Origin of the sequence: Rhodanobacter ginsengiterrae (assembly GCF_050026815.1) — a bacterium.
Lineage (GTDB): Bacteria > Pseudomonadota > Gammaproteobacteria > Xanthomonadales > Rhodanobacteraceae > Rhodanobacter > Rhodanobacter ginsengiterrae.
In genome coordinates this window covers 208758-224684 of the sequence record NZ_JALBWO010000052.1, presented here as the reverse complement: position 1 = coordinate 224684, position 15927 = coordinate 208758, and the positions used below count along the sequence as shown (strand labels likewise).

Sequence of the window (15927 nt, the reverse complement as noted above, 5' to 3'; positions counted from 1 at the left end):
TTGGCGCGTGGTGGTTTCGACTTGCGCGGACAACGTGGATTGTTCTCGCCAGGGAATCATCCCTGGTGGGTTGCGTCGAATGTCCGCTATCCAAAGCGACATGCAGGCCGGGGCAGGAAGCCACAAGGTGGGTTAGCGCAAGGCGTGGGCGTGGTAGCGCATGGCCACGTCGCACCTTTCATAGCGTGCTCCATACCGGGCCATGATTTCGGCATCGTGCTGGAAGCCAAGCTTCTCGTACAGATGAATGGCAGCGGCGCATTTGGCGTTGGTGAGCAGGTACAGCGGTTCGGCCCCCAGCGAGCTTGCCCGGTCGATGATCGCGGAGAGCAGAAACTCCCCGGCCTTCATGCCGCGTGCCGATTCGCGCACACCCATCTTGGTGAGCTCGTAGCTGGTCGCGCCCGTCTTCTGCAGGGCGCATGCGCCAACGATCCCGAGTCCGCGTGCCTCGACAAAGAGAATGACGCCGCCGGCGTCGATGATCCTCGCGCGCGGATTCTCCAGCACATCCCGATCGGTTTCTTCGAGGCGGAACATGGCATGGATCCATTCCGCATTGATGTCCCGGAAGTGCACCGCGAGATCATCGCTGAACTCATGGATGGCAAGGACGTCACTCATGGCGCAACCTGCTCTCGGTGTGTGGCGACGCCCAGCGTCTTGCGGAAGAACGCCAGTGCGCTGGCGTTGATGCGCCGGTGCGCCGCGACGCGATCGACGCCCGGCGGGTCCTGGCAAAGGTCCGCTGCGTCCTTGGCGAGTTGCGGCGAGCATGGCGCGAGAAACACGTAATGTCCCGCCTTGGGAATCATCTTGATGCCGGCGAGCGTCTTTATCAGCGGTGCGATGTGCAGAACGTTTTCCTGCGGCAGCAGCACCTGATCGTCCTGACCGTAATAGAGATAAACCGGGCGATCGACGTGGGCAAGACCGGTCTTGTCGAACACCAGGCTCAGCGGCGCCAGGGCGAAGGCGGCCTTTACGCGCGGGTCAGCGGGTTTGCCCCAGCGGTCGACGCTTGCCTGCAGTGCGGCGAGGGCCGCCGTCGCGGTCCGCCGGGACTGGAGCTTCTGCAGCGTCGCGCAGTCCGGGTCGTGGGGATGTCGTGCGCAGTAGCCGACGTAGCGATCGAAGCGCGGTACCGCACCGACCACCATCAGCGCGGCGTAGCCGCCGGCGGAAAAGCCGGCGACGCCGATCCGGTTCGGATCGATCAGCGTCTTCCAGTGTGGATCGTTCAGCAGCTCGCTGACCGTGGCCTTTAGCTGGATCGCCCGGCCGACCAATACCGCGGCGGTTCCGGTACCGCTCATGTCGTGGAAATTGTCCCTGGGGTGTTCCAGCGTCGCCACCACGAAGCCGTGGCTTGCCAGGTAGACCGCAAGATCGTGATGGCCCAGGTTCGACCCGCCGTGGCCGTGCGAGATCACCACCAGCGGCTTGGCGCCGGCGATGACGGGTGCGTCGGGCGTGGCATGCAATTCGTAAGGTCCGCGCCAGGTGACCTTCGAAGCTTGCGCGGACGGGTAGAACACGTAGCCGGGCATGGTGCCGCCGTTGACCGGGTCGTGAATCGCGATCGCCTGGAATCCGACGCCGGTTGCGGCCTGGGCGATGGCGGCGACCGGTGCGAGAAGCAGTACCGGGATGAACATGCGGCTCATCAGAGCACGGCGTGAACGACGATTCATGCGGTCGACCTTCCACGAAAGGAGGCGGAATTGTATGGCGACTTGACGCGTGGCACGTCAATAACTTTTCCCACGTGCCGACACCGGCCAGACCACCTCGACCTTGCCGTTACGCACGCCGACGTACCAGTCGTGCAGGTTGCAGGTCGGGTCGCAGTGACCGGGAATCAGCTTCAGCTTTTCGTTGATGCGCAGCACGCCGTGCCGGTCCTCGATCACGCCGTGCTCGTCCGAGGCGTTGATGTACGTCACATCGTCGCGGCCGTGGATGATCGGCAGGCCGCTGTCGAGCGACAGCACCTTGAGTCCGGCGTCGCAGACCGCCTGGCCGGGTACCGCGCGGCTCATCACCGAAGTCAGGATGAACAGCGCGTTCTCCCATTCGCCGTGGTCGATGCGCTGGCCGCGCTGGTCCCGGATGCGTCCGTAGTCCGCGTCCATGAAGGCGTAGCTGCCGCATTGCAGTTCGTTGTAGATGCCTGATTCGGACTCGAAACGATACGAGCCGGTGCCGCCACCGGAGACGAGTTCGGCTGGCAGTCCGGCGGCTTGCAGACCCTCGATGATGGGCTTAACCAGGGCGATCGCGCTGTCGAGCCTGGCCTTGCGATCATCGTAGTGTTCCAGGTGCTGCATCGCGCCCTGGTACGCCTGGATGCCGGCGAATCGCAGCGCCGGCGCGTCTTCGATGGCCTGGGCAATCCCGACTGCTGCGCCGGCCGTGGCCACGCCGCAGCGACCGGCACCGCAATCGATCTCGACCAGGCATTCGATGGTTGTGCCGTGCTTTTGCGCGGCAGCCGAAAGTTCGGCCACGTTCGCCACGTCGTCGACGCAGACGGTGATCCGGGCGCCGTGGCGCGGCAGGCGGGCGAGCCGGTCGATCTTGCCGGGGTCCCGCACTTGGTTCGATACCAGGATGTCCCTGATGCCGCCACGCGCAAACACCTCGGCTTCGGAGACTTTCTGGCAGCACACGCCGACCGCACCGCCAAGGCTCTCCTGCAGCTTCTGCACATCGACCGACTTGTGCATCTTGCCGTGGCTGCGGTGACGCATGCCGTGTTCCCGCGCGTAGTTGCCCATCTTGATGATGTTGCGCTCCAGCGCATCGAGATCGAGGATCAGGCAGGGCGTCTGGATCTCCGCCTCGTCCATGCCGGGCAGGGCAGGGATGTCGTAGCCGACGTCGCCGTCGGTGAATTCCATCGTTGCGTTCAAGAGAAGCTCCGCGGCGCCGGTCGGGATCGACATGGGGTCCGGCGATGATGATGTAGAAGGTATCGCCTCCAGGCAAGGCCACCGGCTGCAGATACCGACCCCTCCGCGATCAGGGATGCATGGTCATCGCCATGCGCGCCGCCAGGCTGCCCATGATCCAGATCGTGCCGCCCACCATGATGACCAGCAGCAAGGCCGAGAACAGGATCAGCTGCAGGTCCTCGCGCTGCTGGCGGAAACCGATGTGCAGGAAGCAGCGGAAATGCACCAGCATCTGCAGCAGCGCGAACACGCCGACGGCGATCAGCAGCGGCAGGCGCGGCATGCCGGGGTTCCACTGCACCAGCGCGAACGGCAGCACGGTCAGTGTCAGGGCCAGGCCAAGACCCCAGGCGTAGGAACGGAATTCGCGCCGTTCCTGCTGCTTTCGCTGTGCCTGCTGTCCGCTGGCGTGGTCGTTCATGTCAGCCCCGCAAGATAGACGACGGAAAAGATCGCGATCCAGACGATGTCCAGGAAGTGCCAGAACAGCGCCAGCCGCATGATGCCCAGCGTGGACATGGCATCCAGACCGTGGCGCGCAAGCTGGCCAAACAGGGCGATCATCCATACGCAGCCAGCGGCCACATGCAGGCCGTGCAGCGGCACCAGATCGAAGAAGGCCGACAGGAAGCCGCTGCGGCTGGGCACGCCGCCGCGGGCGACCATGCTGGAGAAATCGCGCAGTTCGAAGGCCAGGAAGGCAACGCCCAACAGCAGGGTCACCACCATCCAGCCGATCAGCTTCGGCTTGCCGTGCCGGTACTTCAGCGCCAGCGACGCCATGCCGAAGGTGAAGCTGCTGGCAAGCAGCAGCAGGGTCTGGATGAAGATGCTCCTGATGTCGTACAACTGATGCGGGCCGGGTCCGCCCGCAGTGCCATGCAGTGACGTGACATAGGTGGCGAACACCATGCCGAACAGGATGGCATCGCTCATCAGGAAGACCCAGAAGCCGAACATCATCTTCTCGGCGATCTGGTCGACCTTGCCGTGGGCGGGGCCCAGGTTCAACCCGGGATGCTTCATCGCCGGCCGGTTCATGGCGACACACCGTCGGCCTGGTGCCGGGCCAGCCCCGTGTTGAGCGGCTTGCATTCATCCGCGCGCGACACGGCGGTGGCGGCTTGCACCGCGACCAGCCAGAGCCGGTCTTGCCGCTCCACGTCCGCGGCGCTGACGATGCGCGTGATATCGCGCGCAAAGCCGCGGGCGATCATCGAGCCGATGGCTGCGAGCAAGCACAGCAGCGCCATCCACCAGATGTGCCAGACGAGGGCGAACGCGAGCAGGAAGCCGATCACGGCGACCAGCGGACCCATCGCGCTGTTCTTCGGCAGTTCGATATCCGCGTAGGCGAGGGGTGGCTGACGGGCGCGGCCGTCCTCCTTGGCGGTGGTGAAGGCATCGCGTCCGTCGACCACCGGGATCACGGCGAAGTTGTACTCCGGCGGTGGCGCGGCGGTCGACCATTCCAGGCTGCGCCCATCCCACGGATCACCGATCGGGACGCGATGGGTCGAGCGTTGCCTGATGGATACCCGCAGCTGCCACAGCAGCGAAAGCAGCGCCGCCAGAAGAACCAATGCGCCCAGGAACGCCACCCCTTCCAGCGGCACATAGCGCGCTTCGGCGTACGCCACCGTGCGCCGCGGCAGACCCATGATGCCCAGCGCGTACAGCGGGAAAAACGCCAGCATGAAGCCGATGATCCAGCACCAGGCGGAGACCAGACCCCAGCGTTCGTCGAGGCGAAAACCGAACGCCTTGGGAAACCAGAAATGGTAGGCGGTAAGCATGCCGAACAGCACACCGGGCACCGCCACATTGTGGAAGTGCGCCACCAGGAACACGGTGTTGTGCACCTGGTAGTCGATGCCGGGATTGGCCAGCAGGATGCCGCTCATCCCGCCCAGTACGAACAGCAGGATGAAGCCCAGCGAATAGACCATCGGTACGGTGAGACGCACCTGCCCGCGGAACATCGTCCACATCCAGTCGTAGATCTTCACCCCGGTAGGAATGCCGATCAGCATGGAGGCAATCCCGAACACCGCGTTGATGTCGGCGCTCTGGCCCATGGTGAAGTAGTGGTGCAGCCACACGGTGAAGGACAGCAGCGCGATCGCCATGGTGGCCATCACCAGCGAGCGGTAGCCGAACAGCGCCTTGCCGGAGAACGTGGAGACCACTTCGGAATAGACGCCGAACGCCGGCAGGATCAGGATATAGACTTCCGGATGGCCAAACAGCCAGAACAGGTTGGCGAAGTTCATCATGTTGCCGCCAAGCGCATTGGTGAAATAGTGGAAGCCCAGATAGCGATCGAGCGCCAGTTGCGCGGTGGCGACGGTGAGCGGGGGCATCGCGAAGATCATCAGGATGCTGGTGCACAGCGCAGTCCAGGTGAACAGCGGCATGCGCATGAAGCGCATGCCCGGCGCGCGCTCCTTGTAGATGGTGACGGCGAAGTTGATGCCGGTGAAGGTCGAACCCAGCGAGGCCAGGCTCAAGGCCCAGATCCAGTAGTCCGGCCCGACGCCGGGGCTGAAGGTGGCCTCGGTATACGGCGGGTAGCCGAACCAGCCGCCGGTGGAGAACGTGCCGATCACCAGCGATACCATCACCAGCGCCGCGCCGGCCGCGGTCAGGCCGAGGCTGATCGAGTTGAGCACGGGGAACGACACGTCGCGTGCGCCGATCTGCAGCGGCATCACGTAGTTGATGATGCCGGTGAGGAAGGGCATCGCCATGAAGAAGATCATGATGGTGCCGTGGGTGCTGAACAGCTGGGCGAAATGATCCGGCGAAAGAAAGCCGCCACCCAGCCCGAACGCCTGTTGCGCCCGCATCAGCACCGCCTCGATCAACGCCCTTGCCAGCATCACCAGGGCGATCACCACGTACATGATGCCGATCTTCTTGTGGTCGGGACTGGTCAGCCAGCGCGACCACAGCGGCCGCCACAGCTTGTAGCGGGTCAGCAGCGCGACCAGCGCGATGCCGCCGAACACCACCAGCGAGGCCGCGCCGGTGGCGATGATGCCGTTGATGAGGTGCTCGCGATCGGGGTGCTGCAGCATGTCCCGGAAGGGCAGGGCCTGCGGGCCCAGGCGGCCCCAGGGATGCAGGACAGCCTGCATGCTCATCGCTGGCGCCCCGCGCCGGCAGTGGCCACGAACGCACTGGCCGGCAGCTCGGCCTTGCCCTCCATCGTGGCCTTGACCACGGCCGGAAACAGCGTCCGGCTCGCTGCAGTGAAGTAGACATTGCCGTCCATCGCGTTGGTGCCCGGCAAGGCGACGATCAGCTCGCGGCGGGTCGCGCGCCGCGACACCAGGCGCAGTGCCTGGGCATCCAGCGGAATGCCGCTTGCGCGAACGTGTTGCACCCAGGTGGCGAAGTCGGTCGCCGACATGGCCTGCGCGGTGAATTTCTGCTGGTGAAAGCCGTTGCCGTTGTACATGGTGTTTTCGCCGAGCGAGCGCCCCGGCTTGTCGGCCTGCAGATTCAATTGCGTCACCATGCCGCCCATCGCATAGATCTGGCTGCCCAGCGCGGGAATGAACAGCGACTGCATCACCGTGGCCGAGGTGAGCTGCAGGCTTAGCGGCCGGCCGACCGGCATCGCCAGCACGCCGACCGTGGCGATGCCCTGGTCGGGGTAGATGAACAGCCATTTCCAGTCATAGCCGATCACCTGGACCCGCAGCGGCGCCTGCCCGGAAGCCAGCGGACGGTACGGGTCGAGCCGGTGCGCGTCACGCCACACGAAGAACGCGAGTATCGCCACGATGATGATCGGGCCGCCCCAGGACGCTATTTCCAGCAAGCGTGAGGATTCCCAGCGCGGCGCGTACTTCGCCTTCTTGCTGCCGTAGCGATAGCGCCAGACAAAGAACGGCAGCAGCAGGAAGATCGGCCCCGCCACCAGCACGGTCATCACGCCAAGCACCTCGTAGAAATGCCAACGCTGCGCGTCGGCGATCGGCCCCTGCGGGTTGAGGAAGCTCAGATGGGTGTCGCCGGCGCACGCGGTGAGCGCGAGCAACATGGCGCAGATGCCGAGTTGCCAAACCAGCCGCGCCCAGGCTGCGGAAGGGTGGGCGTCATGCTGAACACGTGGGCCCGGTCGAGTGGCCGGATCCGGTCCGCTCAAGCGGTTCCAGCCCGGGTCGCGATTCCCGCCGTTCACAGTAATGCTTCCTCCTCGTCTGGCGGCTCGAACCGACCCTCAGCACACGCCGGGCATGCGGTTGACTGACTGCGCCGGAATGCCGCGGGCCGGCAACGCGCCGCCCGCTCACGCCGAAGGCGTCGACGAAAAACCGTATGCCTGTATTCGTGACGACGGGGCGAATACCCGAGCGAACGCGCGCGTCGTCAGCCGGGTGCGCCCGTGGTCGGACGAGAGCAGTGGGACGTTGCGGGTTCGGGCCTGCCTCAGCCCGGCAGGATGTCGCGAACTCTTCGCCGCAAGGCATCGAGCGAGAACGGCTTGGTCAGCACGTGCATGTCGTGTTCCAGGTGGCCGTTGCCGATCATGGAATTCTCGGCGTAGCCGGTCATGAAGAGGACCTTCAGATCCGCTCGGGTGGTGCGTGCGACGTCGGCCATCTGGCGCCCGTTCATGGCGCCGGGCAGGCCGACGTCGGTGATCAGCAGGTCGACGGTCTGGCCGGACTGCAGGATGCGCAGGCCTGCGCTGCCGTCGCCGGCATGCAGCACGGTGTAGCCGGCATCCGCGAGGATTTCGCAGACCAGTTCGCGGATGGAGGGTTCGTCCTCGACCACCACGATCGTCTCGCGTTGCTGCGTTGACGGCGGCAGGCGTACCGCGTGCGTCGTTTCCGCGTCGACGGGAGCGGCATCGTGGCGCGGCAGGTAGATGCTCAGGGTGGAGCCGGTACCGGGCTCGGAAACGATGCGCACCTGGCCGCCGGACTGGCGCGCGAAACCGTAGATCATCGACAGGCCCAGGCCGGTGCCCTGGCCGATCGGCTTGGTGGTGAAGAACGGATCGAAGGCACGCGCGATCACCCCCGGGGTCATGCCGGTGCCGGTGTCGGTGACGCTGATCGAGACGTACTGCCCCGGTTCCAGCTCGCATTCGGCGGCGGCGCCAGTGTCCATCCAGCGGTTGGCGGTTTCGATGGTCAGGCGGCCGCCATCGGGCATCGCATCGCGCGCGTTGATGCACAGGTTCAGCAGCGCGTTTTCCAGCTGGGGCGGATCGACCAGGCTCGGCCACAGGCCGCCGGCGCCGAGCACTTCCAGCTGGATCGAGGGACCGATGCTGCGGCGGATCAGGTCTTCCATGCCGTTGACCAGCTGGTTCACGTCGGTGGAGCGCGGGTCGAGCGTCTGCTGCCGCGAGAAGGCCAGCAGGCGCTGGGTCAGCGACGCGGCACGTCGCACGGCGGTTTCGCCGAGCGACAGATGGCGCGTTGCATCCTCGACCCGGCCCTCGTCGAGCTTCATCCGCGCCGCTTCCATCGCGCCCATGATGCCGCCGAGCAGGTTGTTGAAGTCGTGCGCGATGCCGCCGGTGAGCTGTCCGACCGCCTCCATTTTCTGCGCCTGGCGCAATGCAGCCTCGGTGCGCACCAGTGACTCGGCGGCCTCTTTTTCAGCGGTGATGTCGCGGGCGCTGCAGTAGACCTTGTCGCCCTCGGGAATCGCCACCCAGGACAACCAGCGATAGCCCCCGTGGGCGTGCCGGTAGCGGTTCTCGAAGCGCAGCGCCGGTTCGCCCAGCTCGATCGCGCGGGCAAAGGCAACCTGGTTGCGGACCAGGTCGTCGGGGTGCAGGAAGTCGAAGAACGGCGTGCGCGCGATGGTTTCCTCCGGCCAGCCCAGCATGGTTTGCCAGGCCGGATTGGACAGCTCGAAGATGCCCTCGGCGTTGAGCACGCCCATGATGTCGGTGCTCAGCTGCCAGGTACGGGCGCGCCCCTGCATGCGTTGCACCACCTGCTGTTCGAGATCGGCGTTGAGCGCGCGCAGGCGTGCCTCGCTGCTGCGCAAGGCGGTCTCCGTCAGCGTCCGCTCGGTGACGTCGGTGCCTTCGACAAAGATCCCGGTGACCTGTCCAAGGGCGTTCTTGATCGGCTGATACACGAAGTCCAGATAGCGCTGGCTGACCGGTCCGCCGGGTGCCGACTGCATGGCGAATGGCGTGCCGATGGCCACGTAGGGTTCGCCGCTGTCGTAGACCGTGTCCAGCAGGCCGATGAATCCCTGTTCGGCGACGTCCGGCAGCGCTTCGGCCACGGGACGACCCAGTACATTGCGTTCGCCGATCAGTCGCACATAGCCGGGATTGGTCAACTCGAAAATGTGCTGCCGCCCGCGCACCACCGCCATGAAAGAGGGCGTCTGCTCGAACAGTTCCGCCAGTCGCTTGCGTTCCTCCACCGCACGCATGGACACCAGCACCTGCTCGGTGGTTTCGGTGCACACGACCAGTACGCCGCCCACGCCACCGGGCGCGGACTCGTCGTCGATCGGGCTGTAGCTGTAGGTCCAGTAGGTGTCCTCGTCGCGACCTTCGCGGCGCATCACCAGGTGCTGATTTTCGTGCCAGGTGGCGCTGCCGCCGGACATCACCTGGCTGATCTGGGTGCCGATTTCGCTCCATATTTCAGGCCATACCTGGCGCCCGGGCAAACCGAGCGACGAAGGATGGCGTTCGCTGGTGAGTGTCTGCCCATAGGCATCGTTGTAGAACCAGATGGCGTCACTGCCCCAGAACAGGCACAACTGGTGGCGCGAGTTGAGCACCAGCCGAATGGCCGTGCGCAACGCCTGTGGCCACACTTCGGGCTTGCCCAGGGCATGCCGCGACCAGTCATAAGCGCGCGTCATCGCTCCCATTTCGCCGCCGCCGGCGAGAAAAGTCACATTGACCATGCGATCCGACCACCCTGTTCGATTGAGCAAGCCCGGGCGCGACTTGCACCTGTGTCCGCGCAGGCTACCATTGCGGCGACACCACCGGGCTGCGGCCCACTGAAGGCGTGCCGCCCGCGGGTGACCCGTGTCGGAACTGCCGCCATGAAAAAGCCCGGCGCATGGCAGTGCGCCGGGTTCGTCGGGACGGTGTCACCGCCGGGTATCAGTCGCGCGATTTGGCGACCACGCTGCCATCATCCGGATCGATCAGCAGCTCGACATCCTGGCCGTGGGCGGTCTTGGCCTCGGCGTTCCACAGTCCTTCCTCGTACTCCACGTCATGGACGTTCTGGTAGCCGGCCGCGGCCAGCTTGGCGCTGATCTCGTCCTTGTTGAGCTTCGACGGTGCCTTGTTCACGTACACCTTGCCGCTGACCGGCCCCACCGCAAGCTCCACCCACTGCTTGTTGCCGCCACGGGCCTTGCTGCGCCAGACGCCGTCCTTGAACTCCAGGTCCTTCACTTCCTTGAATCCGGCATCGGCGATCGCCGTCTTGATGCCTTCTTCGGTCAACGCACCGGCGGGCGGCTCGGCGGTCCAGGAGGAAACCGTGGTGGTGGTTTGGGTGGTCGTGGTGGCCGACTGCGTGTTGGCGGGCAGGTCCTGCGCAAAGGCAACACTGCAAACCGCCAGTCCAATCAACAGGGGAAGGGTGCGCTTGATCATCGGGAACTCCTTGGGGTGGTGGAGAAGCGGGCGAGGTTGCGCCGGTGTGCAGGCGCAGTTCGAACCGGTCTGGGCGCACGCATCGTGGGCTCATACCCTTCCGATGGAAGCACCGACCATCCGATGACGACGTGAACGTAAGCGTGATTTCCCGGTGAAGAGCGGGCCGCTGCCAGCCGGCAAACCCGCTTGGCTGGCCGATTCCCACGTGATCGCCGGCAATCTGAACAAGGTGTGCCGTCGGAGTTGCAACTGCTCTCCATCGGCGCTGGCGGCGCATGGTGGTGTGCAGATGCGTGGGCGAGGAGTGCGCCGCGATGGCCGGACAGCAAACGGCGCCTGGTGGCGTCTACTTCGAGCCAGCCACCACGCCAGTGGGCGCCGGTTTCAGGTTGCCATCGAGAAAGTCGAGCAAGCGCGAGTAGAAGTCGTGCTGGTGTTCGGGGTTGCTCAGGCCGTGGCCTTCGTAGGGGTATTCGACGTAATCCACCGGATGTCCCGCGCGCTTCATCGACTTGCGCATTTCCTTGGCGTACTTGCTGGGCACGCGGCCGTCCAGCGCTCCATGCGCCAGCAGCACCGGAATGTCGATCTGCGCGGCCAGGCTGGCCGGCGAGCGCGCGGCGAGGACGGCGGCATCGTGACCCAGCACGCGGTTGAGATAGTTCATGCCGTAGTTGTTGCGATGGATGTCGCCCCAGCTGTACAGACGATCGAGGTCGTAGACACCGGCCAGGCCGATCGCACAGCGGTACAGCGAGGGTTCGCGCGCCGCGCCCATCAGGGCTGCATAGCCACCGTAGCTGGCGCCGTAGATGCAGATGCGCCCGGGATCGGCCAGTCCCTGGTCGATCGCCCAGTGGGTGGCGTCGGTGATGTCGTCTTGCATCGCTGCGCCCCACTGCTGATAGCCGCGCTCCATGAAGGCGCGGCCGAAGTTCGCCGAACCACGGAAATTCACGCGCAGCACCGCGTAACCGTGGGTGGCCAGCAGCTGGGTCTCCTCGTCGAAACCCCATTCGTCGGCTACGTAATAGGGCCCGCCGTGCACCATCACCACCATCGGCGGGGGAGTGCTGCCGTGTGCGGGAACGGTGACGAAGCCATGCAGCGGCAGGCCATCGCGGGCACGCATGGCGAACGCCTCGGCAGGCACCATGGCGGCCGCATCCAGCCAGGAGCGGCTGCGGAACAGCAGCTGCATCTTGTGCGTGGCGCGGTCCAGCACGTAGAAGGTTCCGGGGTCGCGATCGCTGCGGGTATGCAGCACCAGCACGTTGCCGTCGGCGCTGGCGCTGGCCACGGTGACCTTGCTGTCGGGCAGCGCCTGCTCCAGCGCGCGGTGCCACTTGGCGTCGTCGCTGTCCGGATTCCAGTAACGTGCCTGCGGCCTGCCGGGCCCGAACCATGCGCCGATCGGTTCGCGTTGGTCCATCGAGAAGATGATGCCCAACGGGTCGGACACCGGATCCTGCAGCAGCACGGTACGTTCGCCGGTGGCGAAGTCGTAACGTTCGACGACGTCCGGCCCGTTGCTGCGCTCGGCGTCCAGGAACGCACTGCGGTTGTCGCGCGAAATGCCCAGCGGCTGTACGTCGACATGGCTGGTATCGCTGTCATTGAGCAGCGTCCACTTGCCGTCGCTGGGGCTGACATACAGGCGACCACGCGCCTTGTCGCTCCAGCTCCAGGCAAAGCGCACCTTGCCGGCATGATCGGCCATGAAACTGGTGTCGGCCGCGGGAGCCCTGGCGATGACATCGCCATCGGCCGACATCTTGTCGGTGGCCACGCGACGCACCTGGTAGACGCAGTCACCGTTCTCGAACGTGTCACAGGTGCGCACCAGGACATGCTGGTCGTCCCCCTCGATGGTGCCGATGAAATTCGCCGGAAGGATCTTCGGATGGGGCTTGTCCAGTTTCAGCAGGTACAGCGCCGGATTGACCACGGGCGACCAATACGGGCCCACGCTGCGGTTGGCAGCGACCACCAGTTGTGTCGAGCCCAGCCATCGCAGCGTGGACACTTCGCCGCGCGAGCCAGGATCGACCTGGGCAACGGGCTGGTTGTCGGCGCGACGCAGGACGGTGATTCTGGTGCCGTCGTTGACGCGATAGGCAATCGCCAGCAACTGGCCGTCCGGCGATATCTGGACCTGCTCGTATTCCGCCCGCTTGAACATGGCGTCGATGGTCGGAGGTGCTGTCGGGGATGCTGATGCCGTCCCAGGAACAGCCGAGGCCAGCGCCAGCGCGGCCAGAAATGCAGCAAACATGAAAGCTCCCCTTGTCACCCGTGCGTAACCACCGTGCGGTCGCGGTCATGGGTGAATCCCTGCGGCATTCTTGGGGAAAACGGGGGCGCTGAAAAGAGGCAGAGGCAGCCGTTGAAGCTGGCTGCCCCTGCCTTGTGCGTGGGGCATGTACGGGCAGACCTTCCCGCGCGGAACCGCTCAGCCTTCGCCCATGCCTTCGGCGGGCTCCGGTGCGCTGCCGGCGCGCACCTTGTCTTGGATCTGCTGGCCGACGGTGGCGTCGACGTTCTTCCAGTATGCGAAGGCGCGTTCCAGCACCGGGCTGCGCACGCCGCCGAGCAGGCTGCCGGCGACCTGATCGACGAACTGGGCGCGCTGCGCATCGTTCCAGATATCACGCACCAGGATGCCGGCCTGGCCGAAGTCGTCGTCGTCCGCATGCAAGGTATAGGCGCTGCGCACCATCTCGCCGTCGGTTTCCCAGCCGTCGGCCACCGGCCCGGTGTCATCGGACCAGGATCGGCCACCGCTGTTGGGTGCGTGCACCGGGGCGTTGCCGCTGTGGTGGTAGGTCATCTGGCCGTCGAACATGTACGAGTTGACCGGCACCCTGGGCTGGTTCACCGGCAGCTGGTGGAAGTTGGTGCCGATGCGGTTGCGCTGGGCGTCGGCGTAGGCGAATGCACGGCCCAGCAGCATCTTGTCCGGCGACAGGCCGATACCCGGTACGGTGTTGCCGGGAGAGAATGCGGCCTGCTCGATCTGCGCGAAGAAGTTTTCCGGGTTGCGGTTCAGGGTCATCGTGCCGACCTTGATCAGCGGGTAATCCTTGTGCGACCAGGTCTTGGTCAGATCGAACGGGTTGAAACGGTAGTTCTTCGCCTCCGCATACGGCATCACCTGCACCGACAGGTCCCACACCGGATGCTCGCCACGCTTGATCGCGTTGAACAGGTCGGCGCGGTGGAAATCGGCGTTTTCGCCGGCCATCGCGGCCGCTTCGGCGTTGTTGAAGAAGGCCATGCCCTGGCGGGTGTGGAAGTGGTACTTCACCCAGAACTTCTCGCCGGCGGCGTTGATCCACATGTAGGTGTGCGAGCCGTAGCCGTTCATGTGGCGCCAGGTGCGCGGCAGGCCGCGCTCGCCCATGACATAGGTGACCTGGTGCGCGGTTTCCGGGTTGGACGTCCAGAAGTCCCACTGCATGTGGTTGTCGCGCAGACCGGAGTCGGGCAGGCGTTTCTGGCTGCGGATGAAGTGCGGGAACTTCATCGGGTCGCGAATGAAAAACACCGGCGTGTTGTTGCCGACCAGGTCGTAGTTGCCCTCGTCGGTGTAGAACTTCAGCGAGAAGCCGCGCACGTCGCGCCAGGTGTCCGGGCTGCCCGACTCGCCGGCGACGGTGGAGAAGCGCGCCAGCATGTCGGTCGTCGCGCCCGGCTGGAACAGCGCAGCCCTGGTGTAGCGGGAGACATCCGCGGTGACTTCCAGCACGCCGAATGCGCCGGCACCCTTGGCATGCGGCTGGCGCTCGGGCACCTTCTCGCGGTTGAAGTGCGCCATCTGCTCGAGGAAATGCACGTCGTGCAGCAGGATCGGTCCGTTCGGGCCAAGGGTCAGCGAGTTGCGGTCACTGCTGGCGGGGGCACCGGAGCCGGTGGTCGAGCCGCGCTTGGGGCTGTTGTCGGAGTGGGACATGGCGTGCTTCCTTCTATCGGTGGCTGGCGGGGAGGGCATGGGCACTGCGTTGTTCGAGTCTGCCGGCAATGGCGCGGGCAAGCCATTCGGTTCTTCCAATCGGCGTGATAGGCAGACTCTTGCAGCGGGCGGGTTCAGGGCTGGCTGCATCGCGACGATTGTCTTCCGATCGCTGGTGCCACGGTCGCCGCGCGGTGTTGCCGCAAGCACGGCTTGCGCCGGGACACGCGGCGCGGTGGTGGGCATGGAAATCATGGTGCTTCCCGATGGGGCGCCAGCCACCATCGCAGCAGAACGCATCGGTCGGCTATTGCACGAACGTGTCGTGCCGTTGCCGGTCTTCGCCGTCGCCCGAGGGTTGGCATGGCAAGGTGGCGATCCGCTCGCGATAGCCGCTGCTAGCGGCGCTTGCGCAGTGCGTCCACCAGCAGTGAGAACGCGGGGGATGGCTGCCGCCGGCTCGGGTAGTAGAGGTGGTAGCCGGGGAACGGCGGGCACCAGTCGGCGAGCACGCGTTGCAGTCGGCCATGATCGATGTGCTCGCGGACCATGTCGTCGGGCACGCAGGCCAGGCCGAAGCCGTCCAATGCTGCGGCGATGACGTGGCGGATGTTGTTGAAGGTCAGCCGCCCCTCCACGCGCACGTTCAGGGGGTGTCCCTTCTTCTCGAATTCCCAGGCGTACAGGCCACCGCGCGTGAGGAAGCGGATGTTGATGCAGTCGTGGCCGGTCAGGTCGCGCGGAGTCTTCACCTTCGGGTGGGACGCCAGGTAAGCCGGCGAGCCGATCACGGCCATGCGCATCGGTGGCCCGATGGGCACGGCGATCATGTCGTTGGCCACCTGCTCGCCGAGGCGAATGCCGGCATCGAAGCGCTCGGCCACGATGTCGGTGAGGGTGGCATCGCTGATCACTTCGACCCGGATGTCGGGGTATTGCGGCAGCAGTTCGCGCAGCACCGGCCACAGGATCGTGCTGGCGGCGTGCTCGCCGGTGGTGATGCGCAAGCTGCCGCTGGGCTTGTCGCGCAGTTCACTGAGGTTGGCGAGCGCCGCGTCGATGTCCTCGAAGTTCGGCGTCAGCTCCCTCGCCAGCCGTTCGCCCGCCTCGGTGGGCGCCACGTTGCGCGTGGTGCGGGTCAACAGGCGCAGGCCGAGCCGGGCTTCCAGCGCGCGGATGGTATGGCTGAGCGCGGACTGCGACACGCCCAGTTGCGCGGCGGCGCGGGTGAAGCTGTGCTCACGGGCCACGGCGAGGAAGGCGAGCAGGTCGTTGTAGTTCTCGCGCGCCATGGCCGATTCCCATTGATGAGCTGAAATCATAAGAGCATTCGGATTATCCCGTCTAATCGAGCGGGCCCGGGCGCGTCAAACTGCACGACCTGCGCTTTTGTCGCC

The 15927-nt window shown here is 65.6% G+C and carries 12 protein-coding genes; all 12 read right to left on the bottom strand.

Annotated features, from left to right (window positions below; genetic code table 11):
• Positions 1-132: 132 nt before the first annotated feature.
• The 12 genes from ACQGNJ_RS08625 to ACQGNJ_RS08570 all read right to left on the bottom strand — a co-directional run bounded on the left by ACQGNJ_RS08625 (position 133) and on the right by ACQGNJ_RS08570 (position 15822).
• The gene (locus ACQGNJ_RS08625) at positions 133-624 is read right to left on the bottom strand and encodes a GNAT family N-acetyltransferase (RefSeq protein ID WP_426688826.1); all 492 of its coding nucleotides are present in this window, start codon (positions 622-624) and stop codon (positions 133-135) included.
• Positions 621-1694: an alpha/beta hydrolase family protein gene (locus tag ACQGNJ_RS08620; protein ID WP_426688825.1), complete on the bottom strand. Its 1074-nt coding sequence runs from the start codon at positions 1692-1694 to the stop codon at positions 621-623. Before ACQGNJ_RS08620 ends, ACQGNJ_RS08625 begins: the two co-directional genes overlap by 4 nt.
• A 57-nt stretch (positions 1695-1751) precedes the next feature.
• Positions 1752-2915: a 3-hydroxy-D-aspartate aldolase BhcC gene (gene bhcC / locus ACQGNJ_RS08615; protein WP_426688824.1), complete on the bottom strand. Its 1164-nt coding sequence runs from the start codon at positions 2913-2915 to the stop codon at positions 1752-1754.
• A gap of 109 nt (positions 2916-3024) precedes the next feature.
• Entirely contained in the window at positions 3025-3378 is a 354-nt protein-coding gene (locus ACQGNJ_RS08610) for a cytochrome o ubiquinol oxidase subunit IV (RefSeq protein ID WP_426688823.1), read from the bottom strand.
• Entirely contained in the window at positions 3375-3998 is a 624-nt protein-coding gene (locus tag ACQGNJ_RS08605; protein WP_426688822.1) for a cytochrome c oxidase subunit 3, read from the bottom strand. The genes ACQGNJ_RS08610 and ACQGNJ_RS08605 overlap by 4 nt, the downstream gene beginning before the upstream one ends.
• Positions 3995-6037: a cbb3-type cytochrome c oxidase subunit I gene (locus ACQGNJ_RS08600; RefSeq protein WP_426688853.1), complete on the bottom strand. Its 2043-nt coding sequence runs from the start codon at positions 6035-6037 to the stop codon at positions 3995-3997. Before ACQGNJ_RS08600 ends, ACQGNJ_RS08605 begins: the two co-directional genes overlap by 4 nt.
• Before the next feature lie 62 nt (positions 6038-6099).
• Positions 6100-7008: a cytochrome ubiquinol oxidase subunit II family protein gene (locus ACQGNJ_RS08595; RefSeq protein ID WP_426688821.1), complete on the bottom strand. Its 909-nt coding sequence runs from the start codon at positions 7006-7008 to the stop codon at positions 6100-6102.
• Between the two features lie 389 nt (positions 7009-7397).
• Positions 7398-9866, bottom strand: coding sequence for a hybrid sensor histidine kinase/response regulator (locus ACQGNJ_RS08590; RefSeq protein ID WP_426688820.1), 2469 nt, complete (start codon positions 9864-9866; stop codon positions 7398-7400).
• Positions 9867-10071: 205 nt separating this feature from the next.
• The gene (locus ACQGNJ_RS08585) at positions 10072-10575 is read right to left on the bottom strand and encodes a PepSY domain-containing protein (RefSeq protein WP_426688819.1); all 504 of its coding nucleotides are present in this window, start codon (positions 10573-10575) and stop codon (positions 10072-10074) included.
• A 349-nt stretch (positions 10576-10924) separates the two neighbouring features.
• A complete protein-coding gene (locus ACQGNJ_RS08580) occupies positions 10925-12853 on the bottom strand; it encodes an alpha/beta hydrolase family protein (protein ID WP_426688818.1) in 1929 nt (642 codons plus the stop codon).
• A 177-nt stretch (positions 12854-13030) separates the two neighbouring features.
• Positions 13031-14530, bottom strand: a complete 1500-nt coding sequence (locus tag ACQGNJ_RS08575) for a catalase (RefSeq protein WP_426688817.1) — start codon at positions 14528-14530, stop codon at positions 13031-13033.
• Positions 14531-14928: 398 nt separating this feature from the next.
• A complete protein-coding gene (locus ACQGNJ_RS08570) occupies positions 14929-15822 on the bottom strand; it encodes a LysR family transcriptional regulator (RefSeq protein ID WP_426688816.1) in 894 nt (297 codons plus the stop codon).
• Positions 15823-15927: the final 105 nt, after the last annotated feature.

Coding starts and splice junctions, on each gene's coding strand:
- ACQGNJ_RS08585 (WP_426688819.1), bottom strand. CDS start 10,575: ATGATCAAGCGCACCCTTCCCCTGTTGATTGGACTGGCGGTTTGCAGT.
- ACQGNJ_RS08590 (WP_426688820.1), bottom strand. CDS start 9,866: ATGGTCAATGTGACTTTTCTCGCCGGCGGCGGCGAAATGGGAGCGATG.
- ACQGNJ_RS08625 (WP_426688826.1), bottom strand. CDS start 624: ATGAGTGACGTCCTTGCCATCCATGAGTTCAGCGATGATCTCGCGGTG.
- ACQGNJ_RS08600 (WP_426688853.1), bottom strand. CDS start 6,037: ATGCTGCAGCACCCCGATCGCGAGCACCTCATCAACGGCATCATCGCC.
- ACQGNJ_RS08620 (WP_426688825.1), bottom strand. CDS start 1,694: ATGAATCGTCGTTCACGCCGTGCTCTGATGAGCCGCATGTTCATCCCG.
- ACQGNJ_RS08605 (WP_426688822.1), bottom strand. CDS start 3,998: ATGAACCGGCCGGCGATGAAGCATCCCGGGTTGAACCTGGGCCCCGCC.
- ACQGNJ_RS08595 (WP_426688821.1), bottom strand. CDS start 7,008: ATGTTGCTCGCGCTCACCGCGTGCGCCGGCGACACCCATCTGAGCTTC.
- ACQGNJ_RS08570 (WP_426688816.1), bottom strand. CDS start 15,822: ATGGCGCGCGAGAACTACAACGACCTGCTCGCCTTCCTCGCCGTGGCC.
- ACQGNJ_RS08580 (WP_426688818.1), bottom strand. CDS start 12,853: ATGTTTGCTGCATTTCTGGCCGCGCTGGCGCTGGCCTCGGCTGTTCCT.
- ACQGNJ_RS08575 (WP_426688817.1), bottom strand. CDS start 14,530: ATGTCCCACTCCGACAACAGCCCCAAGCGCGGCTCGACCACCGGCTCC.
- ACQGNJ_RS08610 (WP_426688823.1), bottom strand. CDS start 3,378: ATGAACGACCACGCCAGCGGACAGCAGGCACAGCGAAAGCAGCAGGAA.